This window comes from Leifsonia sp. P73, from assembly GCF_051059105.1.
GTDB lineage: Bacteria > Actinomycetota > Actinomycetes > Actinomycetales > Microbacteriaceae > Leifsonia.
On record NZ_CP194931.1, the window covers coordinates 1,330,285 to 1,356,610 of the forward strand.

28 protein-coding genes and 3 pseudogenes are annotated in these 26,326 nt (G+C 71.7%); 17 read left to right on the forward strand and 14 right to left on the reverse strand.

Annotated elements, in window-relative coordinates; genetic code table 11:
* Window positions 1–124: 124 nt before the first annotated feature.
* The 5 genes from ACQ86L_RS06720 to ACQ86L_RS06740 all read right to left on the reverse strand — a co-directional run bounded on the left by ACQ86L_RS06720 (window position 125) and on the right by ACQ86L_RS06740 (window position 4,450).
* The gene (locus ACQ86L_RS06720) at window positions 125–1,198 is read right to left on the reverse strand and encodes a hypothetical protein (RefSeq protein ID WP_434318206.1); all 1,074 of its coding nucleotides are present in this window, start codon (window positions 1,196–1,198) and stop codon (window positions 125–127) included.
* 181 nt (window positions 1,199–1,379) lie between these two features.
* A complete protein-coding gene (gene groL / locus ACQ86L_RS06725; protein ID WP_434318207.1) occupies window positions 1,380–2,999 on the reverse strand; it encodes a chaperonin GroEL in 1,620 nt (539 codons plus the stop codon).
* A gap of 195 nt (window positions 3,000–3,194) precedes the next feature.
* Window positions 3,195–3,398 carry a cold-shock protein gene (locus ACQ86L_RS06730; RefSeq protein ID WP_055914585.1) on the reverse strand — a complete coding sequence of 68 codons (204 nt, stop codon included), beginning with the start codon at window positions 3,396–3,398 and terminating at the stop codon, window positions 3,195–3,197.
* A 181-nt stretch (window positions 3,399–3,579) separates the two neighbouring features.
* Window positions 3,580–4,128, reverse strand: coding sequence for a LytR C-terminal domain-containing protein (locus tag ACQ86L_RS06735; RefSeq protein ID WP_434318208.1), 549 nt, complete (start codon window positions 4,126–4,128; stop codon window positions 3,580–3,582).
* Between the two features lie 22 nt (window positions 4,129–4,150).
* Window positions 4,151–4,450 carry a DUF3263 domain-containing protein gene (locus ACQ86L_RS06740; RefSeq protein ID WP_179605206.1) on the reverse strand — a complete coding sequence of 100 codons (300 nt, stop codon included), beginning with the start codon at window positions 4,448–4,450 and terminating at the stop codon, window positions 4,151–4,153.
* 170 nt (window positions 4,451–4,620) lie between these two features.
* Here ACQ86L_RS06740 and msrB point away from each other — a divergent pair, with 170 nt between their 5' ends.
* On the forward strand, window positions 4,621–5,052 hold the full coding sequence (msrB, locus tag ACQ86L_RS06745; RefSeq protein WP_434318209.1) for a peptide-methionine (R)-S-oxide reductase MsrB: 432 nt from the start codon (window positions 4,621–4,623) through the stop codon (window positions 5,050–5,052).
* Window positions 5,052–5,603: a nitroreductase family protein gene (locus ACQ86L_RS06750; RefSeq protein WP_434318210.1), complete on the forward strand. Its 552-nt coding sequence runs from the start codon at window positions 5,052–5,054 to the stop codon at window positions 5,601–5,603. The genes msrB and ACQ86L_RS06750 overlap by 1 nt, the downstream gene beginning before the upstream one ends.
* 54 nt (window positions 5,604–5,657) lie before the next feature.
* On the opposite strand, the gene ACQ86L_RS06755 is transcribed toward ACQ86L_RS06750, so the two are convergent.
* The 6 genes from ACQ86L_RS06755 to pdhA are packed head-to-tail and all read right to left on the reverse strand — an operon-like array spanning window position 5,658 to window position 10,354.
* The gene (locus ACQ86L_RS06755; RefSeq protein ID WP_434318211.1) at window positions 5,658–6,608 is read right to left on the reverse strand and encodes a DMT family transporter; all 951 of its coding nucleotides are present in this window, start codon (window positions 6,606–6,608) and stop codon (window positions 5,658–5,660) included.
* 30 nt (window positions 6,609–6,638) lie between these two features.
* Window positions 6,639–6,809, reverse strand: a complete 171-nt coding sequence (locus tag ACQ86L_RS06760; protein ID WP_434318212.1) for a hypothetical protein — start codon at window positions 6,807–6,809, stop codon at window positions 6,639–6,641.
* Window positions 6,806–7,246 carry a 2-oxo acid dehydrogenase subunit E2 gene (locus tag ACQ86L_RS06765; RefSeq protein ID WP_434318213.1) on the reverse strand — a complete coding sequence of 147 codons (441 nt, stop codon included), beginning with the start codon at window positions 7,244–7,246 and terminating at the stop codon, window positions 6,806–6,808. The genes ACQ86L_RS06760 and ACQ86L_RS06765 overlap by 4 nt, the downstream gene beginning before the upstream one ends.
* The gene (locus ACQ86L_RS06770) at window positions 7,243–8,160 is read right to left on the reverse strand and encodes a biotin/lipoyl-containing protein (RefSeq protein WP_434318214.1); all 918 of its coding nucleotides are present in this window, start codon (window positions 8,158–8,160) and stop codon (window positions 7,243–7,245) included. Before ACQ86L_RS06770 ends, ACQ86L_RS06765 begins: the two co-directional genes overlap by 4 nt.
* Window positions 8,157–9,242, reverse strand: coding sequence for an alpha-ketoacid dehydrogenase subunit beta (locus tag ACQ86L_RS06775; protein WP_434318215.1), 1,086 nt, complete (start codon window positions 9,240–9,242; stop codon window positions 8,157–8,159). The genes ACQ86L_RS06770 and ACQ86L_RS06775 overlap by 4 nt, the downstream gene beginning before the upstream one ends.
* On the reverse strand, window positions 9,239–10,354 hold the full coding sequence (pdhA, locus tag ACQ86L_RS06780; protein WP_434318216.1) for a pyruvate dehydrogenase (acetyl-transferring) E1 component subunit alpha: 1,116 nt from the start codon (window positions 10,352–10,354) through the stop codon (window positions 9,239–9,241). The genes ACQ86L_RS06775 and pdhA overlap by 4 nt, the downstream gene beginning before the upstream one ends.
* A 127-nt stretch (window positions 10,355–10,481) precedes the next feature.
* Here pdhA and ACQ86L_RS06785 point away from each other — a divergent pair, with 127 nt between their 5' ends.
* From ACQ86L_RS06785 to ACQ86L_RS06795, 3 genes are all read left to right on the forward strand, one after another.
* Complete coding sequence (locus ACQ86L_RS06785; protein WP_434318217.1) at window positions 10,482–10,910, forward strand: Lrp/AsnC family transcriptional regulator; 429 nt, start codon at window positions 10,482–10,484, stop codon at window positions 10,908–10,910.
* A 105-nt stretch (window positions 10,911–11,015) separates the two neighbouring features.
* Window positions 11,016–11,411, forward strand: coding sequence for a hypothetical protein (locus ACQ86L_RS06790; RefSeq protein WP_434318218.1), 396 nt, complete (start codon window positions 11,016–11,018; stop codon window positions 11,409–11,411).
* On the forward strand, window positions 11,408–11,647 hold the full coding sequence (locus ACQ86L_RS06795) for a hypothetical protein (protein WP_434318219.1): 240 nt from the start codon (window positions 11,408–11,410) through the stop codon (window positions 11,645–11,647). The genes ACQ86L_RS06790 and ACQ86L_RS06795 overlap by 4 nt, the downstream gene beginning before the upstream one ends.
* Window positions 11,648–11,965: 318 nt before the next feature.
* On the opposite strand, the gene ACQ86L_RS06800 is transcribed toward ACQ86L_RS06795, so the two are convergent.
* Window positions 11,966–12,766: a hypothetical protein gene (locus ACQ86L_RS06800; protein ID WP_434318220.1), complete on the reverse strand. Its 801-nt coding sequence runs from the start codon at window positions 12,764–12,766 to the stop codon at window positions 11,966–11,968.
* 104 nt (window positions 12,767–12,870) lie between these two features.
* Here ACQ86L_RS06800 and ACQ86L_RS06805 point away from each other — a divergent pair, with 104 nt between their 5' ends.
* The 4 genes and pseudogenes from ACQ86L_RS06805 to ACQ86L_RS06820 all read left to right on the forward strand — a co-directional run bounded on the left by ACQ86L_RS06805 (window position 12,871) and on the right by ACQ86L_RS06820 (window position 16,960).
* On the forward strand, window positions 12,871–14,064 hold the full coding sequence (locus ACQ86L_RS06805; protein WP_434318221.1) for a low temperature requirement protein A: 1,194 nt from the start codon (window positions 12,871–12,873) through the stop codon (window positions 14,062–14,064).
* 40 nt (window positions 14,065–14,104) lie between these two features.
* Complete coding sequence (locus ACQ86L_RS06810) at window positions 14,105–15,301, forward strand: thiolase family protein (protein ID WP_434318222.1); 1,197 nt, start codon at window positions 14,105–14,107, stop codon at window positions 15,299–15,301.
* Window positions 15,301–16,044, forward strand: a complete 744-nt coding sequence (locus ACQ86L_RS06815; RefSeq protein ID WP_434318223.1) for an enoyl-CoA hydratase/isomerase family protein — start codon at window positions 15,301–15,303, stop codon at window positions 16,042–16,044. Before ACQ86L_RS06810 ends, ACQ86L_RS06815 begins: the two co-directional genes overlap by 1 nt.
* Window positions 16,041–16,960 (forward strand): annotated as a pseudogene (locus ACQ86L_RS06820) (3-hydroxyacyl-CoA dehydrogenase family protein). The gene ACQ86L_RS06815 and the pseudogene ACQ86L_RS06820 overlap by 4 nt, the downstream one beginning before the upstream one ends.
* Here ACQ86L_RS06820 and ACQ86L_RS06825 read toward each other — a convergent pair.
* Window positions 16,932–17,336 (reverse strand): PaaI family thioesterase, encoded by a 405-nt coding sequence (locus tag ACQ86L_RS06825; protein ID WP_345834250.1) that lies wholly within the window; start codon window positions 17,334–17,336, stop codon window positions 16,932–16,934. The pseudogene ACQ86L_RS06820 and the gene ACQ86L_RS06825 overlap by 29 nt on opposite strands.
* A 66-nt stretch (window positions 17,337–17,402) precedes the next feature.
* On the opposite strand from ACQ86L_RS06825, the gene paaZ reads away from it, so the two are divergent.
* Window positions 17,403–19,454: a phenylacetic acid degradation bifunctional protein PaaZ gene (paaZ, locus tag ACQ86L_RS06830; RefSeq protein WP_434318224.1), complete on the forward strand. Its 2,052-nt coding sequence runs from the start codon at window positions 17,403–17,405 to the stop codon at window positions 19,452–19,454.
* A gap of 71 nt (window positions 19,455–19,525) precedes the next feature.
* Here paaZ and ACQ86L_RS06835 read toward each other — a convergent pair whose 3' ends face one another.
* Window positions 19,526–20,137 (reverse strand): TetR/AcrR family transcriptional regulator, encoded by a 612-nt coding sequence (locus ACQ86L_RS06835; protein WP_434318225.1) that lies wholly within the window; start codon window positions 20,135–20,137, stop codon window positions 19,526–19,528.
* Between the two features lie 65 nt (window positions 20,138–20,202).
* Here ACQ86L_RS06835 and paaA point away from each other — a divergent pair.
* The 7 genes and pseudogenes from paaA to ACQ86L_RS06870 all read left to right on the forward strand — a co-directional run bounded on the left by paaA (window position 20,203) and on the right by ACQ86L_RS06870 (window position 26,205).
* Window positions 20,203–21,188: pseudogene (paaA, locus tag ACQ86L_RS06840) on the forward strand (1,2-phenylacetyl-CoA epoxidase subunit PaaA).
* Window positions 21,185–21,490 carry a 1,2-phenylacetyl-CoA epoxidase subunit PaaB gene (paaB, locus tag ACQ86L_RS06845; RefSeq protein WP_434318226.1) on the forward strand — a complete coding sequence of 102 codons (306 nt, stop codon included), beginning with the start codon at window positions 21,185–21,187 and terminating at the stop codon, window positions 21,488–21,490. The pseudogene paaA and the gene paaB overlap by 4 nt, the downstream one beginning before the upstream one ends.
* Window positions 21,487–22,314 carry a 1,2-phenylacetyl-CoA epoxidase subunit PaaC gene (gene paaC, locus ACQ86L_RS06850; protein ID WP_434318227.1) on the forward strand — a complete coding sequence of 276 codons (828 nt, stop codon included), beginning with the start codon at window positions 21,487–21,489 and terminating at the stop codon, window positions 22,312–22,314. Before paaB ends, paaC begins: the two co-directional genes overlap by 4 nt.
* Complete coding sequence (gene paaD / locus ACQ86L_RS06855) at window positions 22,311–22,793, forward strand: 1,2-phenylacetyl-CoA epoxidase subunit PaaD (RefSeq protein WP_434318228.1); 483 nt, start codon at window positions 22,311–22,313, stop codon at window positions 22,791–22,793. The genes paaC and paaD overlap by 4 nt, the downstream gene beginning before the upstream one ends.
* A gap of 10 nt (window positions 22,794–22,803) precedes the next feature.
* A pseudogene (paaE, locus tag ACQ86L_RS06860) lies at window positions 22,804–23,891 on the forward strand (1,2-phenylacetyl-CoA epoxidase subunit PaaE).
* Between the two features lie 27 nt (window positions 23,892–23,918).
* Window positions 23,919–24,689 carry an enoyl-CoA hydratase/isomerase family protein gene (locus ACQ86L_RS06865; protein ID WP_434318229.1) on the forward strand — a complete coding sequence of 257 codons (771 nt, stop codon included), beginning with the start codon at window positions 23,919–23,921 and terminating at the stop codon, window positions 24,687–24,689.
* 130 nt (window positions 24,690–24,819) lie between these two features.
* Window positions 24,820–26,205 (forward strand): LLM class flavin-dependent oxidoreductase, encoded by a 1,386-nt coding sequence (locus ACQ86L_RS06870; RefSeq protein WP_434318230.1) that lies wholly within the window; start codon window positions 24,820–24,822, stop codon window positions 26,203–26,205.
* Window positions 26,206–26,326 lie beyond the last annotated feature (121 nt).

The window sequence follows — 26,326 nt, forward strand, 5'->3', positions numbered from 1 at the left end:
CCGCCTCGATCGTGACGACGATAACAGCGAAGCGGGCGCCTCCCGCGAACGGGAGACGCCCGCTCCCGCGTGTCGGGCGCGCTCAGGTTTCCGGCGGGCAGACGCCGCCCGACCTCGCGGCGGCTCAGCCGATCCAGCCGCTCGCGATCAGCTTCGCGGCGAACGACCTCACCGCGGCCGTGTCGTTCGTCTGGTACGTAGAGACCTGCAGCCACGTCTTCCCGTCCAGGACATCCACGACGATCCGCGTCGAGTCCGCGGTCGGCTCGATGAGGCCCGTCGCCGTGCCCGGCAGCCCGGACACGTCGATGGGTGTCGCCTCGGGCTGGTCGACGGCCTGGCGGTAGAGCGCGAACAAGCCAGGATCGACTTCGTCCAGCACCGCGACCGTGCCACCGAGCCTGCGGACGTTCTGCGGGTCGTCGAAGCCGCAGGACGTCGACAGACCGGCGCCGCTCAACGCCAGGCCGAGATCGAATGCCGCCCGCCCCTGATCCATCGGTGCTGCGCTCCCGAACGAACCGGTCAGGGCCTGTGCGAGCCGAGGCTCGGTGCAGGCGCGCAGCGCGTGCGTCGCGACCGGCGTCGGGGCGGGGACCGCGAGATAGCGGGTCACGACCCCTTGCACGAAGTCGTGGAACGCCTGCTCGGTGAACGACGCACGGCCGAGGGCCCGTGCGTCCACCGAGAGCCACGCACCTCGGACGAGGACGTTCGTCGAGCAGTAGCCGGAGCGGCACGACCCGCCGAGGGAGACGCCCCCGTCGTAATGGCTGCCGGCCGACGGGGCGGTCGTCGAGGCGAGCGCCGCCCACTCGGTACCCAGACCGGGAACGATCTGGAGGAAGACCTGAGGGTCGCCCTGGTGATCCGCCGTCAGGACGCTCATGCCGCCCCACCCGCACACGGTGCCGTTCGCGTTGACGATCCCGAACGGAGAGCCGGCGGGCGAGAAGCCCGGTTGCAGATGGGCGAGGGGCTGGAGCGTCCCCTCCCCGCCGACGAGCGCGGCGACGGTCTCGGGCCGCGCGAGATCCGCGCAGGCGACCGGTCCCGTTCGCACTGGGGCCGGTGTCGCTGCGGCGACCGGGCGGTCGGTCGTCGCAGCGGGCACGGATGTGTGCGACGCCGGGGGCTGCGTGCAGCCGGCGAGAAGCAGGACGGCGAGGGCACTGACGACAGCGGCTCGACGGACCATCATCACAAGCGTTCCCTCACGACGGAATCGGTCTCCAGCTGAGAACCGTCGCATGAATATAACATCCAGGCCGCGCATTCCCGTCGCTCGGCGAGGAGCCGCGCGTCGACCACCCCGCGAACAGCGAAGAGGGCGCCTCCCGCGAACGGGAGACGCCCTCTCTACTGCGTGTCGGACGGACTCAGAAGTCCATGCCGGCGCCCGGGTCGCCGACCGGGGCGGCGTTCTTCTCGGGCTTGTCGGCGACGACGGCCTCGGTGGTGAGGAACAGGCCCGCGATGGACGCGGCGTTCTGCAGCGCCGAGCGGGTGACCTTCACCGGGTCGTTGATGCCGGAGGCCAGCATGTCGACGTACTCGCCGGTCGCGGCGTTGAGGCCGTGACCCACGGGGAGCTCGCGCACCTTGGCCACCACGACGCCGGCCTCGAGGCCCGCGTTGATGGCGATCTGCTTCAGCGGCGCCTCGATGGCGACGCGGACGATGTTCGCACCGGTCGCCTCGTCGCCCGTGAGCGACAGCTTCTCGAAGGCGGTCTTGCCGGCCTGGATGAGGGCCACGCCACCACCGGCGACGATGCCCTCCTCGACGGCGGCCTTCGCGTTGCGGACGGCGTCCTCGATGCGGTGCTTGCGCTCCTTGAGCTCGACCTCGGTGGCCGCGCCCGCCTTGATGACGGCGACGCCGCCGGCGAGCTTCGCGAGACGCTCCTGGAGCTTCTCACGGTCGTAGTCCGAGTCGGTGTTCTCGATCTCGCCGCGGATCTGGGCCACACGGCCGGCGATGGCGTCGGGGTCGCCCGCGCCCTCGACGATGGTGGTCTCGTCCTTGGTGATGACGACCTTGCGGGCCTGGCCGAGCAGGTCGAGGGTGACGTTCTCGAGCTTGAGGCCGACCTCCTCGGAGATGACCTGGCCACCGGTGAGGATCGCGATGTCCTGCAGCATGGCCTTGCGACGGTCGCCGAAGCCCGGGGCCTTGACGGCGACGGACTTGAAGATGCCGCGGATCTTGTTGACGATCAGGGTGGCCAGGGCCTCCCCGTCGACGTCCTCGGCGATGATGACGAGCTGCTTGTTGGCCTGGATCACCTTGTCGACGATCGGGAGCAGGTCCTTGATCGAGGAGATCTTCTGGTTGGCGATGAGGATGTAGGTGTCCTCGAACACCGCCTCCTGGCGGTCCTGGTCGGTGACGAAGTACTGCGACAGGAAGCCCTTGTCGAAGCGCATGCCCTCGGTCAGCTCGAGCTCGGTGCCGAAGGTGTTCGACTCCTCGACGGTGACGACGCCCTCCTTGCCGACCTTGTCGATGGCCTCGGCGATGATCTCGCCGATGGTGGTGTCGCCGGCGGAGATGGACGCGGTCGCGGCGATCTCGGCCTTGGTCTCGACCTCCTTGGCGCTGGAGATGAGCTCCTCGGTCACGGCCGCGACGGCCTTCTCGATGCCGCGCTTCAGAGTGATGGGGTCGGCGCCGGCGGCCACGTTGCGGAGGCCCTCCTTGACGAGCGCCTGAGCGAGCACGGTCGCGGTGGTGGTGCCGTCGCCCGCGACGTCGTCGGTCTTCTTGGCGACCTCCTTGACGAGCTCCGCGCCGATCTTCTCGTACGGGTCGTCGAGCTCGATCTCCTTCGCGATGGAGACGCCGTCGTTCGTGATGGTGGGAGCGCCCCACTTCTTCTCGAGGACGACGTTGCGACCGCGCGGGCCCAGCGTCACCTTGACGGTGTCGGCCAGGATGTTGAGGCCGCGCTCGAGGCCGCGACGGGCTTCCTCGTCGAAAGCAATGATCTTTGCCATGTGTTTCTCGTCCCTCCCGGACGTCTGCGAAAGATTCGGTGTGTTAGCACTCGATCAGGCGGAGTGCTAAAGCGATTCTGGCACTCGCGCCACGGGAGTGCAAGGCGACCTGTGCGCCGACGGCGGACACAGACAAAGGAGCGCCGCCCCGAAGGGCGGCGCTCCTCTTATATGGTCTTTGCCGATCGCTGCGTACTACAGCGGACGCACCGACTCGGCCTGCGGGCCCTTGTTGCCCGAGCCGACCTCGAACTGCACCTGCTGGCCCTCTTCGAGAACCTTGTAGCCGTTCATGTCGATCGCGGAGTAATGAACGAAAACGTCCTGTCCCCCACCCTCGACGGTGATGAATCCGTAGCCCTTTTCAGCGTTGAACCACTTCACGGTCCCGTTCGCCATGCATTACTCCCATTGCTGTGTCGCTCGCGTGGTCCAGCGCCGCGCGTTGACTCCCGATCCTAATGCTTGCAATAGCCGTTTCCGCCAGTCTTTTGGCCAATCCGTTACCAAATCGGCCGAAAGTTAAACACGCGTGAAACAAAGGGATGAGCGCGCGTACACGCGCGGAACGACGCCGGTGTCAGCCCGTGTAGTCGCTGCCGACGACCACGGTCAGGTCGGCGCCGCTCGCCGCGAAGTCCTGCGTGAGCGCGATGGTCGCGCCGGGCAGCGACTGCGCCACCCCGAGCGCCGCAGCCTGGTTCTTGGCGTCGGAGTAGTACACGATCGTCTGCGTGAGGTCCTGCTTGTCGGCGTTCGCGACGGCGCCGACCTTCCAGCCCGCCTTGGTCAGGGTGTCGCCGACCTTGCCGCCGAGGCCCGAGGTCGTGGTGCCGTTCAGCACGTTCACCGTCAGCGACGGGTCGACGGTCGGGACGATCGTCGGCGTGGGCGTCGCGGTCGGCGTCGGGGTCCCGGTCGGGGAGTTCGTGGAGCCGTGGAAGGAGATAGAGCCGCTCACCAGTGAGAGCCCGAAGATACCCGCTGCCACGAGGACGACGACGGCGAGCGCGGCCCAGCCGACCGCGATCCAGCCGCGGCCCTTCGGACGGGGAGCCCGGTGCGCACCGACGCGCTGCAGACCGTCCGGGATGTCGTCGAACCGGTCTCTCGGGTACTTCTCTGCCATCTACAGGTATTTCCTCGCGGTGTCAGTCGCCGGACGGGAGTGTCCGGGATCGCCGTGCTGCCAGCCGGGTCTCGCGCAGCCGGAGCAGGCGCTTGACGAGCATCGGGTCGTGCTTGAGCGCCTCCGGCCGGTCGATCAGCGCTCCGAGGAGTTGATAGTACCGGGCGGCGGAGAGACCGAACTCCTCGCGGATGGCCTGCTCCTTGGCGCCGGCATGCCGCCACCACTGACGCTCGAACGCGAGGATGGCCGCCTCACGGTCGGTCAGGCCGGTCGCGTCCGGCGCGGGGATCCGGTGGTCCGCAGCCTCCGCCACGTGCACCGCCTCCCCTCACCGTCTTCGAGTCAGCCCTTCCCCGCGCTCGCGCCTCATCCTAGGGGCGCTGTCCTGTGCGTTACCCGTTTTTGCCCGGCACGTCGCAGGCCGGAACAGGGAACAGGCGCACAGGCGACGCCGTTTAGGCTGGGGACGGACGACGAAAGGAACGCACGATGAGCGCATCGCACGACGAGACCGCGCAGGGCACGTACGGAGTCGAGAAGACCGACGAGGAGTGGCGCCGCGAGCTCAGCCCGGAGCAGTACTCGGTGCTGCGCGAGGCGGGCACGGAGCGGCCGTGGACCGGTGAGCTGCTGGACGAGGGCCGCGCGGGCCTCTACACCTGCGCCGCCTGCGGAGCCGAGCTGTTCAAGTCGGGCACCAAGTTCGACAGCGGCTGCGGCTGGCCCAGCTTCTACGAGTCGATCCGGCCGGAGGCCGTGCAGCTTCTGGAGGACGACAGCCTGGGCATGGTGCGCACCGAGGTGCGCTGCGCGAACTGCGGCTCGCACCTGGGCCATGTGTTCCCGGACGGCTTCGGCACCCCGACCGGCGACCGTTACTGCATGAACTCGATCTCGCTGAACTTCTCGCCAGAGGCCTGATGTCCGAGCTGGTCGAGCGGGTCGCCGCGCGCCGGTCGTACTCGCGTGTGACCCCGGCGGCGCCGACGCACGAGGAGTTGCTGCCGCTCGTGGCCGCCGCGGGCCGCGTCGCCGACCACTCGGCGCTGCACCCGTGGCGGATCATCGAGCTGCGCGGCGACGCGCGCGTCCGGCTGGGCCGCGCGTTCGTCAAGGACGCCACGGCGACGGGCGAGGAGGCCGAGAAGCTGGCGGCCAAACCGCTGCGCTCGTCGCTGCTGCTCGCGATCGTCGCGGTGCGCACGAAGAGCGAGAAGGTGCCGGGCTGGGAGCAGGACGCGGTCGCCGCGGGCGTCGCGCACCTCCTGAGCCTGCTGCTCGACGACGCGGGCTGGGGCGTGATGTGGCGCACCGGCCACCACACCCGGTCGAAGGCTGTGCGCCGGATGCACGGCCTCGCGAAGAACGAGCGGCTCCTCGGCTGGCTCTACGTCGGCGGAGTGCCCGACGACGGCCGGGAGGGCCACCGCACCTCCATCGACCCCGAGCGCTTCCTCACGACGCTCGACTGACGAACTACCTGACAGGACATGCCGCCTCGCACACGTGCCGGGCGGCGTGTTCTGTCAGTTCGGTTGCGGCCGGCGTCCCCAACGGATGCTCGCCACGGCGACCGCGACGAGGGCGAGCAGCGTTCCGGCGACCGTGGAGAACGCCACCGGCGCGGGCGAGCTCGGCGCGAGCACGTCGAGCAGGAGCGCGGTCACCAGCTGACCGGCGACGGTGGCGAGGCCGAGCAGCAGCACGCCCGTGATCCGGACGAGCAGCGCGGCGGCCGCGATGAACACGCAGCCGATAGCGCCGCCGAGGTACAGCCACGGCTCGGACGGCAGCGGCTTCGGGAGGCCGCGCAGGCTCCAGTCGACGGCCATGACCACCAGGAGCACGGTCGTCCCGACCACGAAGTTGATGAAGGTCGCGGTCAGGGCGCTGTCGGCGACCACCCGCACCTGGCCGTTGACGGCCTGCTGCCAGCCGAGACCGAGGCCCGCGATCAGCGGCAGCAGCATCAGCCAGATCGGCACGGGGCCGCCGAGCTGCGCGGACACCGCCCAGGTCACCGCCCCGAGGGCGATCAGGGCGCCCGCGAGCCGCGCCGGCGTGATCGGGCGGCGGCCTCCCGGGCCGAGGCCGATGCGGTCGAGGACCAGGCCGCTGACGGTCTGACCGGCCACGACCGCGACCGTGAACAGCGCGACGCCGAGCACCGCGGCGGCGACACCCTGCGACAGCACCAGGAACGCGCCCGCGCAGCCCCCGGCGACGTACCACCAGGCCAGCTCGCGCGTGCGCAGTGCGGCGACGACCCGGCCGAAGCCTCGGCGCCCGGCGGAGGCGACGGCCATCGCGACGAGGAGGATCACGAGCCCGGAGCCGAAGGAGATGACGGCGGCGGTGACCCCGTCGCCCAGTCGCTGCCCCAGCTCGCCGTTGATGCGCGACTGCAGGGCCACGCCGGCCCCGCAGAAGATCGCGCAGACGAGCGCGAGCCAGAGGGGGAAGGAGCGGGACGTCACTCCCCCAAGCCTAGGGGGCCGAAAAGAGGCTCAGGGCGCGGGCGCCTCGCCGTCGGAGGGCGAGGGGTGCGGGAGCCAGGGGATGTTCTCCTCCGGCGCGACGTCCTTCTCGAATTCGAGGTCGTAGTCGTCGCCCTGCTCCACGACGTCCGGCTTGTCTGCGTCGTCGGGCTGTTCGGCCTCGTTCTGCTTGTCGGTCATTCCCTCACCGTACCCGGCGCCTCGTCGGCGAGGAAGGCGATCGGCGACTCGATGGCGTCGGCGATCTCGCGCAGGAACCGGGCGGCCACTCCGCCGTCGGTGACGCGGTGGTCGAAGACCAGGCTGAGCTGCACGATCCGGCGGGCGACGACGGCGCCGTCGACCACCCACGGGCGCTCGATGACGCGGCCGATGCCGAGGATGGCGACCTCCGGGTGGTTGATGATCGCGGCGCTGCCGTCGACGCCGAGACTGCCGTAGTTGTTCACGGTGAAGGTGGAGCCGGTCAGGTCCGCGGGCGGCAGCACGCCGTCGCGCGCGGCGGCGGACAGGCGGCCGAGCTCGGCGTCGAGCTCGCGCACGCTCGACCGGTCGGCGCGGCGGATCACCGGGACCAGCAGGCCGCGCGGGGTGTCGGCGGCGAAGCCGAGGTTCACCCCGTGAACATCTCGATGCCGTCGCCGTCGACGGTGACCCGGCCGGCCAGCTCGGGATGCCGCGTGAGCGCGCTGAGCGCGAACCGCGAGATGAAGGCGAGCAGCGACGGCGGCTTGCCCGACTTGCCGAGGGTCTGCCTGACCTCCCACAGCTCGGTGGCGTCGACGTCGACCCAGACGGTCGCCTCCGGGATCTCGGAGCGGCTGCGCGTCATGGTCTCGGCGACCGTGCGGCGCAGGCGGGAGAACGGGGTGACGGAGGCGATGCCGAGGCCGGTGCGGGGGTCGGTCCCCGGCTCGGCGGCAGCGGGCGTCGGTCGGGTGACAGGTGTCGGAGTTGCGGGCGCTGTGGCCTTGGCAGCGGCGAGCGCCGCCTCCACATCCCGGCGGGTGACCACCCCGCCCATGCCGCTCGGAGTGAGCGAGGCGAGGTCGATCCCATGCGTGTGCGCGAGCGCGCGGACGATCGGTGACAACACCGGGACGATGCGGCTCGGCGCGCCGGCGGCCACGCCCGGGCCGCGCTGGGCGGCGCGTCCGCGGCGGCGCGCGGTGGCGTGGTCGGTGGTGCCGTAACCGACGAGGACGGCGCCGGAGCCGGCCGCGACGGGTTCGGGCTCCCGCTCGGGCTCGGCTGCCTCCGCGGCGGCAGCGGACTCCACGGTCGACTCCACCTCGGCGTCCTCCCGCACCTCCAGCAGCGGCGAACCCACCATGATGGTCTCGCCCTCCTCGCCATGGCAGGCGGCGACGACCCCGGCGTACGGCGACGGCACCTCGACGACCGACTTGGCGGTCTCCACCTCGGCGATCGGCTGGTCCACGGTCACCGTGTCGCCGACCGCGACCAGCCAGCGCACCAGTTCGGCGTCGGCCAGTCCCTCGCCCAGGTCGGGAAGCTCGAAGACCTTCATGCGTCCTCCCACTGCAGGCTGTCGACGGCGTCGAGCACGCGGTCGACGCCCGGCAGGTAGAAACGCTCCAGCTTCGGCGGCGCGAACGGGGTGTCGAATCCGGTCACCCGGCGCACCGGCGCCTCCAGATAGTGGAAGCAGCGCTCGGAGACGCGGGCGGCGATCTCGGAGGCGACGCTGGCGAAGCCCGGCGCCTCCGCCACGACCACGGCGCGGCCGGTCGCCCGGACGGCGGCGCAGACGGTCTCGTCGTCGAACGGGGTCAGGGTCCGCACGTCGATCACGGCCAGGCTGCGGCCCTCCTCGGCGGCGGCCTCCGCGGCGGCGAGCGCCACCGGGACCGTCGGGCCGTAGGCGATCAGGGTCGCGTCGGTGCCCTCCCGCGCGACGCGGGCACGGCCCAGCTCGGGCAGCGGCGCGGTCGTGTCGACCTCGCCGGTCGACCAGTACAGCTTCTTCGGCTCCATGAAGACCACGGGGTTCGGGGAGGCGATCGCGGCGCGGAGCAGCCCGTAGGCGTCCTGTGGCGTCGCCGGCGACACCACGGTCAGGCCGGGGGTGTGCACGTAGTAGGCCTCCGACGAGTCGGAGTGGTGCTCGACGCCGCCGATCCCACCCGCGAACGGGATGCGGATGACCATCGGCAGCCGGACCTTCCCGCGGGTGCGGTTGCCCATCTTGGCGACGTGGTCCACGATCTGCTCGAACGCCGGGTAGGCGAATGCGTCGAACTGCATCTCGACGACCGGGCGCATCCCGTTCATCGCCATCCCGACCGCGGTGCCGACGATGCCGGACTCAGCCAGCGGGGTGTCGAAGCAGCGCTGCTCGCCGAAGCGCTTGGTCAGGCCGTCGGTGATGCGGAAGACGCCGCCCAGGGTGCCGACGTCCTCGCCGAAGACGAGGACGGCCGGGTCCTCCGCGAGGGAGTCGGCGAGGGCGCGGTTGAGGGCCTGCGCCATCGTCATGGTGGCGACGGCGGGCGCGGGAGGCTGCTCGGGCTGCCGCTCGTCGGGCTGCCGGTCGTCCGGCTGACGGTCGTCCGGCTGACGGTCGGCGGGGGCGTCGTGCATGATCGTCATCGGGCGACCTCCTCGGTGCGGGACTGCGCTGCCCGGGTCTCGGCGGCGAGCTCGGCCGCGAGCAGCGCGGACTGCTCGCGGAGCTGCGGCGTCGGCTCGGCGTAGACGTACTCGAACAGGTCCAGCGGCTGCGGCTCGGCGTCCGCCATGATCCGGGTGCGGAGGTCGACGGCGACGCGCTCGGCGTGCGCGCGGAACTCCGCGTCGTCGTCGTCGGTCAGCGCGCCTTCGGCCGTCAGCCAGGTGCGCAGGCGCAGCAGCGGGTCGCGGGCGATCCACGGCTCCACCTCCGCGGCGGTGCGGTAGCGGGTGGCGTCGTCGGCGTTCGTGTGCGACTTCATCCGGTAGGTGAGCGCCTCCACCAGCGTGGGGCCGCCGCCCTCCCGGGCCTCGGTGACGGCCTCCCCCAGCACCGCGAGCAGCGCGGCGAGGTCGTTGCCGTCGACCAGGCGCCCGCGCATCCCGTAGCCGACGCCCTTGTGCGCCAGGCTCGGCGCGGCGGTCTGCCGGCTGAGCGGCACGGAGATCGCGTAGCCGTTGTTCTGGACCAGGAAGACGACGGGGAGGTGGAACACGGCCGCGAAGTTGAGCGCCTCGTGGAAGTCGCCCTCGCTGGTGGCGCCGTCGCCGCACAGCGCGACGACCACGGTGTCCTCGCCGCGCATCCTGGCCGCGTGGGCGAAGCCGACCGCGTGCAGGAGTTGGGTGGCGAGCGGGGTCGCCTGCGGCGCGACGCGGTACTCGTTCGGGTCGTAGCCGGAGTGCCAGTCACCGCGCAGCAGCAGGAACGCCTCGAACGGGTCGACGCCCCGGGAGACGACAGCGACCGAGTCCCGGTAGGTGGGGAACAGCCAGTCCTGCTCGCCGAGCACCATCGCCGCGGCGACCTCGCAGGCCTCCTGGCCGTGGGAGGACGGGTACACTGCCAGCTTGCCCTGGCGCACCAGGGCGTCGGCCTGGTCGTTGAGCCGCCTGCCCAGCACGAGGCGGCCGTAGCCGTCACGCAGCTGCTCGGTGGTCGGGAACGCGTAGTGCTCGTGCGGGTGGCCCGAGCCCTGCTCGTCGATGAGCCGCAACGGGGTGTCGCCCGGCATCAGATCGTCGGCGTGCATCTGTTCTCCTTCGAAAGACGTCGCTGATCATCAGGATGACTTCGCTGGACCCGCTTTGCCACGTGTAGGGAACTTTCGAGACGAACGGGTGCGCAACGGCCGAATGGATGTCAAACTGTCTCCCATCATGGACGACATCGACACCCGCATCGTGGACGCGCTGCGCGCCGACGGCCGCGCCTCCATCACCGCCGTCGCGGAGGCGGCGCACGTCTCGCGCGCCAACGCCTACGCCCGCGTCTCCCGACTGGTCGAGGAGGGCGTCATCACGGGCTTCACGGCGAAGGTTGACCCGCGCCGCTCGGGCCGCGCGTCGTCGGCCTACGTGACGATGCGCGTGGAGCAGGCGGCCTGGCACGACCTCCGCGCCCGGCTGCGCGCCATCCCGGAGGTGGAGCACTTCGCGCTGGTCGGCGGCGACTTCGACGTCATCCTGCTGGTGAGGGCGCGCGACAACGAGGACCTGCGCCGGGTCGTGCTGGAGGAGCTGACCAGCATCCCGTCGGTGCGGGACACCAAGACGTCGCTGGTGTTCGAGGACCACGACCTCCGCTGACCGGACATTCGTGCCGAATGTCGCGAAAGCGGCGGCGAGACGCGACATTCGTGCGGAATGTCGGCGCTGGTGCGTGGTGCGGCGGGAGTCGATACGCTCGGGGGCATGGCGGGAGGGATCGCGTCGGAGTTGACGGTCGGGGACCTGATGGCCCTCGCGCGGCTGGACGACCGCGCGGCGGTGGACGGGCTCACGGTGGCGCTCACCTGGCGCTACGAGCACACGCTGACGCTGGCGAAGGCGCTGGCCGCGGCGGGGTCCGGGGTGATCCTGTCGCTCGTGGTGCCGGTGTTGCAGTCGAACCCGGCGGTGAATCCGGTGCCGGTCGCCGCGTGGCTGTGGGTGCTCGTCGCCGGGACGGTCACGATGGCCAGCGGGGGCGTGTTCTACCTGCTCGCCCGGCGGGCGCAGCGGACGTTCGTGCTCGCGCAGGGGCTCCTCGCCGAACTGCTCGCGCTTAGCACCCCGCCCGCGCCGCCCGCGCCGGGAGGCCCGCGATGAGCACCACCATCGTCGTCGTCCTCGCCTCCATCGTCGTGGTGCTGGCCGTCGCGCTCGCCGTCGCGGCGCTCCTCGTGCGGGCGAACCGCCTCCGCGCCGATCGAGACCGGGCCGCCGCGCTCGGCACCCAGGCCGCCTGGAGCGCGCTCGACGGGATCACGCTCAGCGGATACGCCGACGACGAGCGCGTGCGGGCGGCGGTCGACGGCTTCCTCGCGGCCGGCCGGCGCGGATGAGCGGCCGGATCCCGCGGGTGGCGTCGGAGGAGCTGACCACCATGCCGTCAGTCAGCCTCGACTGTCCCGTGACCGCCGGCGGCGGGCGAGTCGGAGGAGCTGACCACCATGCCGTCAGTCAGCCTCGACTGTCCCGTGACCGCCGGCGGCGGGCGAGACCGATGACCAGGGCCACCGTCATGAGGACGAGACCGCCAAGCCAGAAGACGGCCGCCATCGATGCCAGAGCAGGCGCTTGCCCGACGGCAAGCATGCCCGCGGCCAGCACGCAGAGCACCGCCACGGGAACGGATCCCGATGCTCGGCGTGGCGAGCGCCTCACGAGTTCAGATTCGCGGTGGTGATGCAGAAGCTCACCGTTCCGCTGAATCCCGCGGATGCCGCGCCCAGGCAGGCGATGCAGCCGAGCCCGGCGGTCACCACGCACACGGCGGCGCAGGCGAGCGAAATGCCCGTGATCACCCAGGCTGCAATCCCGGCGTTCGAGAGACACTGGTTGAAATTGCCCCACCAGTCTCCCTTTTTGTAGGCCCGGTTCCGCAACTGATCGGGAGTGGGCTCCGGGTCGGTCTGGGCGACGACGACCTGATCGACGCTCGGGACCCCGTCGATCCAGGACTGGACACGGCCCGAGCGGTCGTCCACAGGCGTGAACGTCATCTGCGTGAATCCGACCACGTCACCGGCCGGATTGAACATGACGGACACCGAGGACTGCTCCGTCACTCCCTCGCCTGCCGCAGCCGGCACCCGCAGAATGCGCGTGGATTCGTCGGCCTGCCACGCGATTGCGCGATCAGGGTCGAGTCGAAGGCCGCCCATGACCGTCACCGGACCCGCGAAGGCGTCCGAGAGAAGCGTGCCGGCCTGCTCGGCGCCGAGCGCCTCCCACGTTTGCGCCTCGGCGTGAAGGTCCACCAGCGTCGCCCGCGAAGCGTCGGCGGACTTCTCCACCACGGGAACAACGACGTGCGTGGCATCGGCCGTGGCCGGCAGCGACGTGGTGATGCTCATCAGCACCGCCACCCCGATGGCTCCGGTGCTCATGATGACGCGCGACTTCACGCGAGTTGCAAATGGCATCTGCTCTCCCCTTCGAGTCAGGTGATCGGCGATCACGCGATTCCATGAGATCAATTTGCAATTCCAGATGTCAATGCTTGCATTAGTGGAACGCGCCTCGGCCACTGACGCGCGACGCCGCCCGGCGCTACGCTCGCGCTATGGCCGCCTCCCTCCCGCGCCTCCCCGTCGCCGGGGACCGGGACCCGTCGCGGGCGCACTGGATGGAGCTGTTCTTCGATCTCGTGTTCGTCGCGCTGGTCGGGCAGCTCGCGCACGGGCTCCACACCGCGCCGTCGTTCGGGACGCTCGCCATCTTCGTCGCCCTGTTCGCGTCGGTCTGGTGGTCGTGGGTCAACCTGACCTTCGTCGTGGACGTGTCGCCGCAGCTGAGCGCCCGGCGGCTGTCGGTCGTCATGCTGATCGCGATGTTCGCCGTCGGGGCGCTCGCGGTCGCGGCGCCGGAGGCGGTCGGCGACCGGGCGTGGCTGTTCGCGGCCGGCAACGCGCTGCTTCGGGTGCTGCTGCTGGTGGTGTGGATCGGCTTCTCCTGGTCGAACGGGACGGCCTCGCGAGTGCGCATCCTCGTCTACAACGGGCTGACCGCCGCGCTCTGGCTGGTGTCGATCTCCCTCCCCGCCCCGGCGGACTACGCGCTGTGGGCGGTCGCGATCGTCCTGGAGGTCGTGCTGCTGACCGCGACCTCCGGCAGCTGGGCGGCGATCGCACTCGACCGGCTGAACGTCGAGCACCTGTCCGAGCGGTTCGGGCTGCTCGTCATCATCGTGCTGGGCGAGTCGGTGCTGAGCATCGTGGACGCGGTGTCCGGCGCCTGGACGCTCGCCGCCGGGCTCGTCGGCGTGCTCGGGCTGCTGCTGACCGCCGGGCTGGCGTGGTCGTTCTTCCTCTACGGCGTCGACGTGATGGCGAGCGGGCTGCAGCGACTGCTGGAGGCGGGCGACGTGCGCACGATCCGGGACACGGTCGCGTTCCTGCCGTTCCTGCTGCTGGCCGGGGTCACGGCGCTGTCCGGCGCGCTCGCCGAGGGGATCGCGCACCCGGGCGAGCCGCTGCCGCCGGCGCTGGCGGTGTCGCTCGGCGGCGGGATCGCGCTGTTCTACCTGACGAACGCGGTCATAGCGCGCCGCTACGGCGACCCGTGGCGGGTCGTGCTGCGCTGGGCGACGCCGGCGGTCGGACTGTCCGCGGCCCTCGCGGTCGCGGCACTGTGGCTGCCGGCGGCGGCCGCGATCGGCGGCGCGGTGGTGATTCTGGGGGTGGTCGTGTCGTCGGCGGAGCTCGCCTCGCGTTCGCGGCGGTTGCTCGCGGGTCGGGGTTCTGCGACTATTTACTAGCTGAACGTTCGTTCGGTAATTCGCATTCGAAGGAGCTGCGATGGCGGAGGCCTACCTCGTCGGCGGTGTGCGCACTGCGGTCGGACGCTATGGCGGAGCGTTGGCGGGCATCCGGCCCGACGACCTCGCCGCCCTGGTCGTGGGCGAGGCCGTGCGCCGCGCGGGAGTGGACGGCTCGGCACTCGACGACGTCATGCTCGGCGCCGCGAACCAGGCGGGCGAGGACAACCGGAACGTGGCCCGCATGGCCGCGCTGCTGGCCGGCCTTCCCGACAGCGTCCCCGGCGTCACCGTCAACCGCCTGTGCGCGTCCGGCCTCAGCGCCGTCACCCTCGCCGGTCAGGCGATCCGCGCGGGCGACGCCGACCTGATCGTGGCGGGCGGCGTCGAGTCGATGACGCGGGCGCCCTGGGTGCAGGCCAAGCCGGCGCGGCCGTGGGCGAAGCCGGGTGAGCAGTTCGACACCTCCATCGGCTGGCGGTTCACCAACCCGCGGTTCCTGGAGCGCGACAAGGCGACCTACTCGATGCCGGAGACCGCGGAGGAGGTCGCGCGCCTCGACGGGATCAGCCGGGAGGAGGCCGACGCGTTCGCGCTGGAGAGCCACCGGCGCGCCGCGGCGGCCACCGACGCGGGGCGCTTCGCCGACGAGATCATCCCGGTCTCGACCGCCGCGGGAGAGGTCACGGCCGATGAGAGCATCCGCCGCGACACCGATGCCGCCGCCCTCGCGGCGCTGCGGCCGGTCGTCGCGGGAGGAGAGGTCGTCACGGCGGGCAACTCCTCGCCGCTGAACGACGGCGCGTCCGCGATCGTGGTCGCCAGCGGCGACGCCGTGCAGCGCTACGGCCTCCGCCCGCGCGCCCGCATCGTCGCGTCGGCGAGCGCCGGCGTCGCGCCCGAGGTGATGGGACTCGGCCCGGTCCCCGCGACCAACCGCGCGCTCGACCGCGCCGGCCTGGAGCTCGGCGACATCGGCAGCATCGAGCTCAACGAGGCGTTCGCGGCGCAGGCGATCGCGTGCCTGCGCCGGTTGGGACTGGACGACGACAGCGGCCGGGCGCGGGTGAACGCCGACGGCGGAGCGATCGCGCTCGGGCACGCGCTGGGGTCGAGCGGCGCGCGCATCCTGGTGACGCTGCTCGGCCGGATGGAGCGCGAGCGGTCCCGGTACGGGCTGGCGACGATGTGCGTCGGCGTCGGCCAGGGCGCGGCCCTGATCGTGGAGGCGCTGTGATGACGGCGCCGACGACTCTGCTGATCGCCGAGAGCGCCGACCGCGTGGTCGCGACGCTCAACCGTCCCGAGGTCCGCAACGCGATCGACCAGCGGATGGTGGACGAGCTGCACGCGCTCTGCGAGGACCTGGAGCGCGACCCGCGCATCCTCATCCTCACCGGGTCGGAGGGCGTGTTCGCCTCCGGCGCCGACATCGCCGAGCTGCGGGAGCGCACCGCGGCCGACGCGCGCCGCGCGATCAACGCGACGATCTTCGTCCGCATCGCCGAGCTGCCCATGCCGGTGATCGCCGCGCTCGACGGCTACGCGCTGGGCGGCGGCGCCGAGCTCGCCTACGCGGCGGACTTCCGGCTCGGCACCCCGCGGCTGCGGATCGGCAACCCGGAGACCTCGCTCGGGATCATCGCCGCGGCCGGCGCGCTCTGGCGGCTGCCGCAGCTCGTCGGCGAGCCGCTCGCCGCCGAGATCACGATGGCCGGGCGCGTGCTGAACGGCGAGGAGGCGCTGGCCGCCGGGCTCGTGAGCGACCTGTTCTCGCCGGGCGAGCTGCTCGCCGGCGCGCACGCCCTCGCCGACCGGATCGCGAAGAACGACCCGCTGGCGACCCAGTACACCAAGCGGGTCCTGCGCGCGCCGCTCGGCGACCATCCCCGGGCCGAGCGGGAGGCGCAGGCCGTGCTGTTCGAGTCGCCGGAGAAGCAGCGCAGGATGACCGAGTTCCTGGAGCGGAGGCGGCGATGAGCGACGCGAGCAACGGCATCCCCGAGCACGTCGCCATCCCGGAGAAGGTCGCAGTCATCGGCGGCGGCCGGATGGGCGCGGGCATCGCGCACGCGTTCCTGATGGCGGGCGCACACGTCGCGGTCGTCGAGCGCGACGCTGCGTCGGCGGCCTCCGCTCGCGAGCGCGTGGAGGCCGCGATCGACGGCAGCGTGCGCCGCGGCGCCGCAGCCCCAGCGCCCGAGCGGCTGATCGCCACGACCTCCTGGGACGCGCTGCGCGGGGCCGCCCTCGTCGTGGAGGCCGTGCCCGAGCTCCCCGAGCTCAAGCACGACACGCTCCGCCGCGCCGAGGAGCTTCTGGAGCCCGACGCCGTGCTGGCGAGCAACACCTCCTCGCTGTCCATCGACGGCCTCGCCGAGGTGCTGAAGCGGCCGGGCGGCTTCCTCGGCATGCACTTCTTCAACCCCGTCCCGGCCTCCGCTCTGGTGGAGGTCGTGGCCGGTCAGGCGACCGCGCCGAGCGCCGTCGACCTCGCGACCGGCTGGGTGGAGGCCCTCGGCAAGACGCCGATCGTGGTCCGCGACTCCCCGGCTTCGCGTCCTCCCGCCTCGGCGTGCTGCTCGGGCTGGAGGCCGTGCGAATGGTCGAGGAGGGCGTCGCCTCTCCCGAGGCGATCGACACCGCGATGACCCTCGGCTACAAGCATCCGGTCGGGCCGCTGCGGCTCACCGACATCGTCGGGCTGGACGTGCGGCTCGACATCGCGGAGTACCTCGCGAGCGAGCTGGGGCCGCGGTTCGAGCCTCCCGCGCTGCTGCGCCGCATGGTGGCGGACGGCCTGCTCGGCCGAAAGTCCGGGCGCGGGTTCTATGTGTGGGACGGCGACGCCGCGGGCGCAGCACCGCTCACGCGCGCTCCGGAGCCTCCACGATGAGGTTCGTGATGCGCACGGTGCAGAGCCGGTTGCCCTCCTCGTCGGTCAGGACGACCTCGTGCGAGGTGACCTTCCTGCCCAGCCGGATCGCGGTCGCGACCCCGGTCACCAGGCCGCTGCGCGCGGATCGGTGGTGGGTCGCGTTGATGTCGAGTCCGACCGCGCTGCGGCCGGGGCCGGCGTGGATCACGGCCGCCCACGAGCCGAGCGCCTCCGCGAACGCCACAGACGCGCCGCCGTGCAGCAGCCCGAACGACTGGCGGTTGCCCGCCACCGGCATCGTCGCGACGACGCGCTCCGCGGATTGCTCCAGGATGCGCACGCCCATCTTCTCGTCGAGCTCGCCGAGCTCGATCGTCCAGTCTCCATCGGCCACGGCACCAGCCTATGTCCGAACCAGCGGAGCGCCGTCGCTCCAGACCCTCCCGGGAGGAACCGAATCATGAGCCTGCCCAGCTACCTGCGCGATCAGTGGTGGAGCCCGGCGTCCGACGAGGGCGCCGCGGAGGTGCGCGACGCCTCCACCGGCGAGCTCGTCGCCCTCGTCAGCGCGGAGGGCGCCGACCTCGCGGGCGCGCTCGAGTACGCGCGCACGGTCGGTCAGGCCTCGCTCGGCGAGCTGACCTTCCACCAGCGGGCGATGCTGCTCAAGCGGATGGCGCAGGTCCTGACCGAACGCAAGCAGGAGCTGTACGACCTCTCCGCCCGCGCCGGCGCCACCCGGACGGACGCCTGGATCGACGTGGACGGCGGCATCGGCGCGATGTTCACCTACTCGTCGAAGGGCCGTCGCGAACTCCCGAACGCGCACGTCATCGTGGACGGTCCCGCGGAGTCGCTGGCGAAGGACGGCTCGTTCCTCGGGCAGCACATCTTCACCCGGCTCCCCGGCGTCGCCGTGCAGATCAACGCGTTCAACTTCCCGGTCTGGGGGCTGCTGGAGAAGTTCGCACCCTCCTTCCTCGCCGGGATGCCGACCCTGGCGAAGCCTGCGACGCCGACCGCGTACGTGGCGGAGGCGATGGTGCGCATCCTGGTCGAGTCCGGCCTGCTGCCCGCCGGCTCGCTGCAACTGGTCTCGGGCAGCGTGCCCGGGCTGTTCGACCACCTGCGGCTGGGCGACCTGGTCGCGTTCACCGGTTCGGCCTCCACCGCCGAGCGCCTGCGCGCGCACGGCTCGGTGCAGACCGGCGGCGTGCGGTTCACGAGCGAGACGGACTCCATCAACGCGTCGGTGCTCGGCCCCGACGCGCTCCCCGGCACTCCCGAGTTCGACGCCTACGTGAAGCAGCTCGTGGTCGAGCTGACCGCCAAGGCCGGCCAGAAGTGCACGGCGATCCGCCGCGCGATCGTCCCGGCCGCCGCAGTCGATGACCTGCTCGCCGCGGTGCGCTCGCGCATCGAGGAGCGCGTGGTCGTCGGGGACCCGCGGGCGGAGGGGGTCACGATGGGCCCGCTCGCCTCGCGCGAGCAGCGTGCGGAGGTGCTGCGGCAGGTGGCGCGGCTGGTGGAGGCCGGTGGCGAGCTGGCCATCGGCGGCCTCGACCAGCCGAGCGTCGTGCGGGCCGACGGCAGCCTCGGCGTCGAGCTGGAGGGCGCCTTCGTCGCCCCGATCGTGCTGCGGTTCGCCGACGCCCGCACCCCGGAGGCGCACTCCGTGGAGGCTTTCGGCCCGGTCGCGGCCGTGCTGCCGTACGGCTCGGCCGCCGAGGCGGCGCAGCTCGTCGCGCTCGGCGGCGGCTCGCTCGTGACGAGCGCGGCGACGCACGACCCCGACTTCGCCCGCGAGCTCGTGATGGCGACCGCGGCCTACAACGGCCGCATCCTGCTGCTCGACCGCGACGACGCGCGCACCTCCACCGGCCACGGCTCGCCGATGCCGCACCTGGTCCACGGCGGCCCCGGCCGCGCGGGCGGCGGCGAGGAGCTGGGCGGCATCCGCGCCGTGCTGAACCACATGCAGCGCACCGCCATCCAGGGCTCCCCCGACCTCCTCACGGCGGTCACCGGTGTGTGGCACGAGGGCGCCGCGGCCGAGACCGACGGCCCGCACCCGTTCCGCAAGTCGCTCGCGACGCTGCGGATCGGCGACCAGGTGCAGTCGGAGTCGCGCCGCGTGACCCTGGACGACATCGAGACGTTCGCGACCTTCACCGGCGACACGTTCTACGCGCACATGGACGAGGAGGCCGCGGCCGCGAACCCGTTCTTCCCCGGGCGGGTCGCGCACGGCTACCTGCTCGTGTCGTGGGCGGCCGGCCTGTTCGTGGACCCGGCGCCGGGCCCCGTGCTGGCGAACTACGGGCTGGAGAACCTGCGCTTCCTGACGCCGGTCTCCCCCGGCGACAGCATCCGGGTGGCGCTGACGGCCAAGCAGATCACGCCGCGCGAGACGGACGAGTACGGCGAGGTGCGCTGGGACGCGCGCATCCTCAACCAGAAGGACGAGCTGGTCGCGTCGTACGACGTCCTCACCCTGGTCGCGAAGGAGTGATCCCACCCGCCGAGGGGCACGTTGTTGTCACTTTCGAGCGCGAGAAGTGACAACAACGTGCCCCTCGGCGGTTACGAACGGAGGGCCAGCGCGAGGATGGTGTCCGCGAGCGCATCGGGCGGGACCGGCCCTGCGGGGTCGTACCACTCGGTGAGCGAGTTGATCATGCCGAACAGCAGTCGGGCGACCACCGCCGGGTCGGCGTCCACCCGCAGCGAGCCCTCGTCGCGCGCCTCCGCCACCATCGCGGCCACCGCGTGATCGAAGGCGCGCCGGCGCTGCAGCGCCGCCCGCTCGACCTCGGTGTTGCCGCGGACGCGCAGCAGCAGGGTGACGTACGGGAGGCGGTCCGCCAGCACCAGCACGGCCTCGCGGAGCACCTGGGCCAGCCGGTCGGCGGCGGTCCCTGTGGTCTCCTCGGCCGAGCGCAGCGCGCCCTCCAGGCCGTCGAGCGCCTCGTCCAGGGCGAGCGCCAGCAGCTCGTCCTTGGAGGCGACGTGGTGGTAGATCGCCGACTTGGACAGCCCAAGCCGCTCGGCGAGCATCCCGATGGAGGTGGCGTCGTAGCCGTGCTCATTGAAGGCGGCGACGGCGACCTCGAGGATGCCGCGCTGGTCGTAGCCGGGCGGCCCCGGCGCAGGGGTTCGGCCGTCCGGGTGTCGGTCACCCAGCAAGTGTGGCACGAACCCACCCGGCTCGCATATACTGAACGAACGATCAGTAAGTATTGATGGGAGAGCTTGGTTCAATGGCGAACACGACGGAAGCCACTACCCTCACGGACGACGACGCCGCCGGCGAGGCGCTCTTCGAGCAGCTCATCGCCGCAGACTCCCGCGTCGAGCCGCGCGACTGGATGCCCGACGCCTACCGGCGCACCCTCATCCGGCAGATGTCGCAGCACGCGCACTCCGAGATCATCGGCATGCAGCCGGAGGCCAACTGGATCAGCCGCGCCCCGAGCCTCAAGCGCAAGGCCATCCTGATGGCCAAGGTGCAGGACGAAGCGGGCCACGGGCTCTACCTCTACTCGGCGACCCAGACGCTCGGCATCACGCGCGACGAGATGACCGAGCAGCTGATCAGCGGCGCCGCGAAGTACTCCTCGATCTTCAACTACCCCACCCTGAGCTGGGCCGACATCGGCGCGATCGGCTGGCTCGTCGACGGCGCGGCGATCTGCAACCAGGTGCCGCTGTGCCGCTGCTCGTACGCGCCGTACGGCCGCGCGATGGTGCGCATCTGCAAGGAGGAGTCCTTCCACCAGCGGCAGGGCTTCGAGATCCTGCTGACGCTGATGCGCGGCACCCCGGAGCAGCAGCGGATGGCGCAGGACGCCGTGAACCGCTGGTACTGGCCGTCGCTGATGATGTTCGGGCCGCCGGATGCCGACTCCCCAACTCCGCGCGCTCGATGGCGTGGAAGATCAAGCGCTTCTCCAACGACGAGCTGCGGCAGCGGTTCGTCGGGATGCTCGTGCCGCAGGCCGAGGCGCTCGGCGTGACGTTCCCCGACCCCGACCTGCGCTGGAACGAGGAGCGCCAGGCGTACGACCTCGGCGAGATCGACTGGAGCGAGCTGCAGCGCGTCATCGCCGGCGACGGCCCGTGCAACGCCCAGCGGCTGCAGCGCCGCCGCGACGCGCACGAGGACGGCGCCTGGGTGCGCGAGGCCGCGGCGGCCTATGCGGAGAAGAAGGCCCAGCAGGCCCGGAACCAGGAGGTCGCCGCATGAGCGCCCAGCAGAAGCCCGCCCACGAGGTCTGGCCCCTGTGGGAGGTCTTCGTGCGGGCCTCCCGCGGCCTCAGCCACGTCCACGTCGGCTCGCTGCACGCGCCCGACGAGGAGCTCGCGGTGCGCAACGCCCGCGACCTCTACACCCGCCGCGGCGAGGGCGTCTCGATCTGGGTGGTCCGCTCCGACGCGATCACCACGAGCGACCCGTCCGCCAAGGACGCGTTCTTCACTTCGCCGGAGGGCAAGAACTTCCGGCACGCCACGTACTACACGGAGAGCGAAGGGGTGAAGCACCTGTGACGGACCACGATCACGACGAGCACGGCCACGTCGAGCTCAGCACCGTGACCCTGTCGGCCGAGTTCGTCGCCGACGAGGCCACGGCCTCCCCCGACGCCGCCGAGTACGCGCTCTGGCTCGGCGACGACTCGCTCGTGCTCGCGCAGCGGCTCGGCTGGTGGATCTCCCGCGCCCCCGAGCTGGAGGAGGACGTCGCGCTCGCGAACATCGCCCTCGACCTGCTCGGCCACGCCCGTGCCCTGCTCCGGTACGCCGGCAGCGCCACCGAGCGGTCGGAGGACGACCTGGCCTACTGGCGCGACGAGCAGGACTTCCGCTCCGCGCACCTCTTCGAGCAGCCGAACGGCGACTTCGCGCACACGATCGTGCGGCAGTTCGCGGCCTCCCACTACCTCTTCGAGCTCTACGAGCGGCTGCGTGCATCGGCCGACCCGGTGCTCGCCGCCATCGCGGGCAAGGCCGTCAAGGAGGTCGCCTACCACTGCGACCACGCCGACCAGTGGGTGCTGCGGCTGGCGCTCGGCACCGACGAGTCCCGCCGCCGCACGCTGACCGCGTTCGACGACCTGTGGCCGTACGTGGCGGAACTGTTCCGCGACGAGGCGCTGAACGACCGGCTGGAGGACGTGGCCCCGCGGCCGTCGACCCTGCGCGACGCCTTCGACGCGGCGATCGCGCCGATCGTGGCGGAGGCCGAGCTGGAACTCCCGACGACGTTCACCGCCGCGGGTGGCGGCCGCGAGGGCCGCCACTCCGAGCACCTGGCGCCGCTGCTGGCGGAGATGCAGGTGCTGACCCGCTCGCACCCGGGGGCGACCTGGTGACCGGGCACGCGGCCGAGGCCGGCCGGGCATGGGCGGCGGCGGCGGCCGTCCTCGATCCCGAGGTGCCCGTGCTGACGATCGACGACCTCGGCGTCCTGCGCGCGGTCACGGTGACCGACACCGGCGTGGAGGTCGTGCTCACGCCGACCTACTCGGGCTGCCCGGCGATGGATGCGATCCGCGAGGATGTCGTGCGCGCCCTCGCCGCCGAGGGCTTCGCCGACGTGCGTGTCAGCCTGGCGCTGGCCCCGGCCTGGACGACGGACTGGATCAGCGACCACGGCCGCGCCGCGCTCCGCGACTTCGGCATCGCGCCGCCTCCCGGCACCGGCCCCGTCCGGCTCACGCTCGCGATCAAGTGCCCGCACTGCAGCTCGCTGAAGACCAGGGAGATCTCCCACTTCGGCTCCACCGCGTGCAAGGCCCTCTACGTCTGCGACGAGTGCGGCGAGCCGTTCGACCACTTCAAGGCTCTGTGAGGTTCCCCTGATGGCGCGTGCGCGATTCCACACGCTCGCGGTCGCAGAGGTGCGCCCGCTGACCGCCGCGAGCGTCGAGGTGACGTTCGCCGTCCCCGACGACCTGCACGGCGAGTACGACTACCTGCCGGGGCAGCACGTCGCCCTCCGCGCGACCGTCGGCGGCAAGGAGCTGCGGCGCAGCTACTCGATCTGCCGCCCGCCGTCGCCCGGCCGGATCAGCGTCGCGATCAAGCGCGACCTGGGCGGAGCGTTCTCCACCTGGGCGACCAGCGAGCTGCGCACGGGCGACCGGATCGACGTGATGAGCCCGCAGGGCACGTTCACGATCGACCTCGGCGCGCTCGACGGCGTGCACGTCGCCGGGATCGCGGCCGGGTCGGGCATCACGCCGCTGATGGCGCTGGCCTCCAGCGTGCTGGCGGCCTCCGACACCAGCTCGTTCACCCTCGTCTACACGAACCGCACGGCGATCGACGTGATGTTCCTGGAGGAACTGGCGGACCTCAAGGACCGCTACCCGTCGCGGCTCGCGCTGCATCACGTGCTCTCGCGCGAGCAGCGCTCCGCTCCCTGCTCTCCGGCCGGATCGACGAGGAGCGGCTGCGTACCATCCTGGACGCGCTGCTGCCGCCGGACACCGTGGACCAGTGGTTCCTCTGCGGCCCGTTCGAGCTGGTGCAGCTCTGCCGCGACGTGCTGGAGACCTACGACGTGCCGCCGTCCAGCGTCCACTTCGAGCTGTTCACGACCGGCGACCCCGGCGAGGTCCGCGGTGACGTCGGGCACCCGGTCGTCGTGCACGAGGGCGAGAAGACGGCGGAGATCGAGTTCACGCTCGACGGCCAGACCTCCACGGTGACGACGCCGGTGGATGCGAACGAGTCGGTGCTCAACGCCGCGCTGCGCGTGCGGCCGGACGTGCCGTTCGCCTGCACCGGCGGCGTCTGCGGCACCTGCCGCGCGCGGCTGCTCTCCGGCGACGTGCGGATGACCGAGAACTACGCACTCGAACCGGAGGAGCTGGAGGCGGGCTACGTCCTCACCTGCCAGTCGCACCCGCTCACCGAGAAGGTCGCGGTGGACTATGACGTCTGAGTCGTTCCTGATATCCGAGGAGGCGCAGTGATCGAGCTCACCATCCGGGACGACGTCGCGCACGTCACGCTGAACGCGCCGGAGCGGCTCAACGCGCTCGGGCCCGACGACCTCCGGGCGCTCGACGCCGCCTACGCCGAGGCCGAGGCGGCCGGGGTGCGCGCGCTCGTGCTGCGCGGCGAGGGGCGCTCGTTCTGCGCCGGACGCGACATCTCCGGCGTCGACCCGGCGACGGACGATGTGTCGGGCTACCTCGACGGGCTGGTGACGCCGCTGCTGCGCCGGATGAGCGCGTTCCCCGCGCCGACCTTCGCGGCGGCGCGCGGCGCGGCCCTCGGCGTCGGACTCGGCCTCCTGGTCGCCACAGACGTCGTGTACGTCGCCGAGGACGCCAAGATCGGCTCGCCGTTCGCCGCCCTGGGCGCCGCGCTCGACTCGGGAGGCCACTGGCTGCTGGTGTCGAGGCTCGGCCCGCACCGCGCACTCGACCTCATCTACTCCGGAAAGCTGATCTCCGGCGCGGAGGCCGTGGCGGGCGGGCTGTTCAGCCGCGCGCTGCCCGCGGACGACGTGGAGGCCGCCGCGACGGGGGCCGCGACTGTAGCCTCCCGCGGCGCCACCCAGGCGTACCTCGCGAGCAAGCGCATCGTCGCGGGCCTGCGCGACGGCGACCTCGACCTCTGGTCGTCCGTCGCCGCTGAGAACGCCGCGCAGGCGGAGCTGCGCGACACGCAGGACTACCACGAGGGCTTCGCCGCCTTCCAGCAGAAACGTCCCCCACTCTTCCGCGGCCACTGACTCCATCCGTTCCGGAGTTGTGTACGCGACACGCCGCGGCGGAGCGTACATAACTCCGGAAACGATGGCGGCGTTACGGAATGTGGCGGAGGACGTGCGGGGCGCGAAGAACGCATGCATTGTTGAGCGCATGACTCGGCAGATTCGTTTCAACGCTTTCGATATGAACTGCGTCGCCCACCAGTCCTCGGGGATGTGGCGTCACCCCGACGACCAGGCCTGGCGGTACAAGGACCTCACCTACTGGACCGAGCTCGCGAAGCTCCTCGAGCGCGGCACTTTCGACGGGATCTTCATCGCCGACGTCCTCGGCACCTACGACGTCTACGGCGGCAGCAACGAGGCCGCGATCCGGCACGGAGCGCAGGTCCCGGTCAACGACCCGCTCCTCCTCGTCTCGGCGATGGCGCTGGTGACCGAGAACCTGGGCTTCGGCGTCACCGCGGGCACCGCCTACGAGCACCCCTACCCGTTCGCGCGCCGGATGTCGACGCTCGACCACCTGACCAACGGCCGGGTCGGCTGGAACGTCGTCACCGGCTACCTGCCGTCCGCGGCGCGCAACATGGGCCACGACGACCAGCTGCAGCACGACGACCGCTACGACCACGCCGACGAGTACCTGGAGGTGCTCTACAAGCTGTGGGAGGGCTCCTGGGAGGACGACGCCGTCATCCGCGACCGCGAGTCCGGCGTCTTCACCGACCCGGCGAAGGTGCACGAGATCGGCCACAAGGGCAAGCACTTCACGGTCCCCGGCATCCACCTCTCCGAGCCGAGCCCGCAGCGCACACCGGTGATCTACCAGGCCGGCGCGTCCAAGCGCGGCATCTCCTTCGCGGCCGAGAACGCCGAGGCGATCTTCGTCGCGGCTTCCACCAAGGAGGGCCTCAAGGAGACGGTCAGCAAGCTGCGCGACGCGCTGGAGGCCGCGGGCCGCGACCGCTACTCCGCCCGCATCTACACGCTGCTCACGATCGTCACCGACGAGACCGACGAGAAGGCACAGGCCAAGTTCGAGGACTTCCTGCAGTACACGAACGACGAGGGCGCGCTGGTCTTCATGTCGGGCTGGATGGGCGTCGACCTGTCCCAGTACGACCTGGACGAGCCGATAGGCAACGTCAAGAGCAACGCTATCCAGTCGGCGGTCGCGAACTTCCAGCGGCCGAACGCCGACGGCGGCGAGTGGACGGTCCGCGACATCGGCCGCAACGGCGTCATCGGCGGCCTCGGCCCGTTCATCGTCGGCGGCGCCGTCAGCATCGCCGACCAGCTCCAGGAGTGGGTCGAGGAGACCGATGTGGACGGGTTCAACCTGGCCTACGCGATCACGCCCGGCACGTTCGAGGACATCGTGGAGTTCGTCATCCCCGAGCTGCGCAAGCGCGGCGCGTACCCGGAGGCCTACGCCGAGGGCACCCTGCGCAACAAGCTGCACGGCGCCGGCGACCGGCTCCCGGAAGGCCACCGCGGCGCGAAGTACCGGATCGGCGCGAAGGCCGCCTCGGCCTGACGCCCTCCGGGCCGCGGGGTAGACGGCATGGTCTGTCTCCCCGCGGCCGTGCGCGCGCCGCACAATGCCTCCACGGCGGGCATGGGCTTCGAAGATGTCCGCCTACGCGGCGCCCGGCGTG

Bases quoted from the DNA above. Each gene is read 5' to 3' on its own strand.
- ACQ86L_RS06720 (WP_434318206.1), bottom strand. From the start codon at position 1,198: ATGGTCCGTCGAGCCGCTGTCGTCAGTGCCCTCGCCGTCCTGCTTCTC.
- groL (WP_434318207.1), bottom strand. From the start codon at position 2,999: ATGGCAAAGATCATTGCTTTCGACGAGGAAGCCCGTCGCGGCCTCGAG.
- ACQ86L_RS06730 (WP_055914585.1), bottom strand. From the start codon at position 3,398: ATGGCGAACGGGACCGTGAAGTGGTTCAACGCTGAAAAGGGCTACGGA.
- ACQ86L_RS06735 (WP_434318208.1), bottom strand. From the start codon at position 4,128: ATGGCAGAGAAGTACCCGAGAGACCGGTTCGACGACATCCCGGACGGT.
- msrB (WP_434318209.1), top strand. From the start codon at position 4,621: ATGAGCGCATCGCACGACGAGACCGCGCAGGGCACGTACGGAGTCGAG.
- ACQ86L_RS06750 (WP_434318210.1), top strand. From the start codon at position 5,052: ATGTCCGAGCTGGTCGAGCGGGTCGCCGCGCGCCGGTCGTACTCGCGT.
- ACQ86L_RS06760 (WP_434318212.1), bottom strand. From the start codon at position 6,809: ATGACCGACAAGCAGAACGAGGCCGAACAGCCCGACGACGCAGACAAG.
- ACQ86L_RS06770 (WP_434318214.1), bottom strand. From the start codon at position 8,160: ATGAAGGTCTTCGAGCTTCCCGACCTGGGCGAGGGACTGGCCGACGCC.
- ACQ86L_RS06775 (WP_434318215.1), bottom strand. From the start codon at position 9,242: ATGACGATCATGCACGACGCCCCCGCCGACCGTCAGCCGGACGACCGT.
- pdhA (WP_434318216.1), bottom strand. From the start codon at position 10,354: ATGCACGCCGACGATCTGATGCCGGGCGACACCCCGTTGCGGCTCATC.
- ACQ86L_RS06785 (WP_434318217.1), top strand. From the start codon at position 10,482: ATGGACGACATCGACACCCGCATCGTGGACGCGCTGCGCGCCGACGGC.
- ACQ86L_RS06790 (WP_434318218.1), top strand. From the start codon at position 11,016: ATGGCGGGAGGGATCGCGTCGGAGTTGACGGTCGGGGACCTGATGGCC.
- ACQ86L_RS06795 (WP_434318219.1), top strand. From the start codon at position 11,408: ATGAGCACCACCATCGTCGTCGTCCTCGCCTCCATCGTCGTGGTGCTG.
- ACQ86L_RS06805 (WP_434318221.1), top strand. From the start codon at position 12,871: ATGGCCGCCTCCCTCCCGCGCCTCCCCGTCGCCGGGGACCGGGACCCG.
- ACQ86L_RS06810 (WP_434318222.1), top strand. From the start codon at position 14,105: ATGGCGGAGGCCTACCTCGTCGGCGGTGTGCGCACTGCGGTCGGACGC.
- ACQ86L_RS06815 (WP_434318223.1), top strand. From the start codon at position 15,301: ATGACGGCGCCGACGACTCTGCTGATCGCCGAGAGCGCCGACCGCGTG.
- paaZ (WP_434318224.1), top strand. From the start codon at position 17,403: ATGAGCCTGCCCAGCTACCTGCGCGATCAGTGGTGGAGCCCGGCGTCC.
- paaB (WP_434318226.1), top strand. From the start codon at position 21,185: ATGAGCGCCCAGCAGAAGCCCGCCCACGAGGTCTGGCCCCTGTGGGAG.
- ACQ86L_RS06870 (WP_434318230.1), top strand. From the start codon at position 24,820: ATGACTCGGCAGATTCGTTTCAACGCTTTCGATATGAACTGCGTCGCC.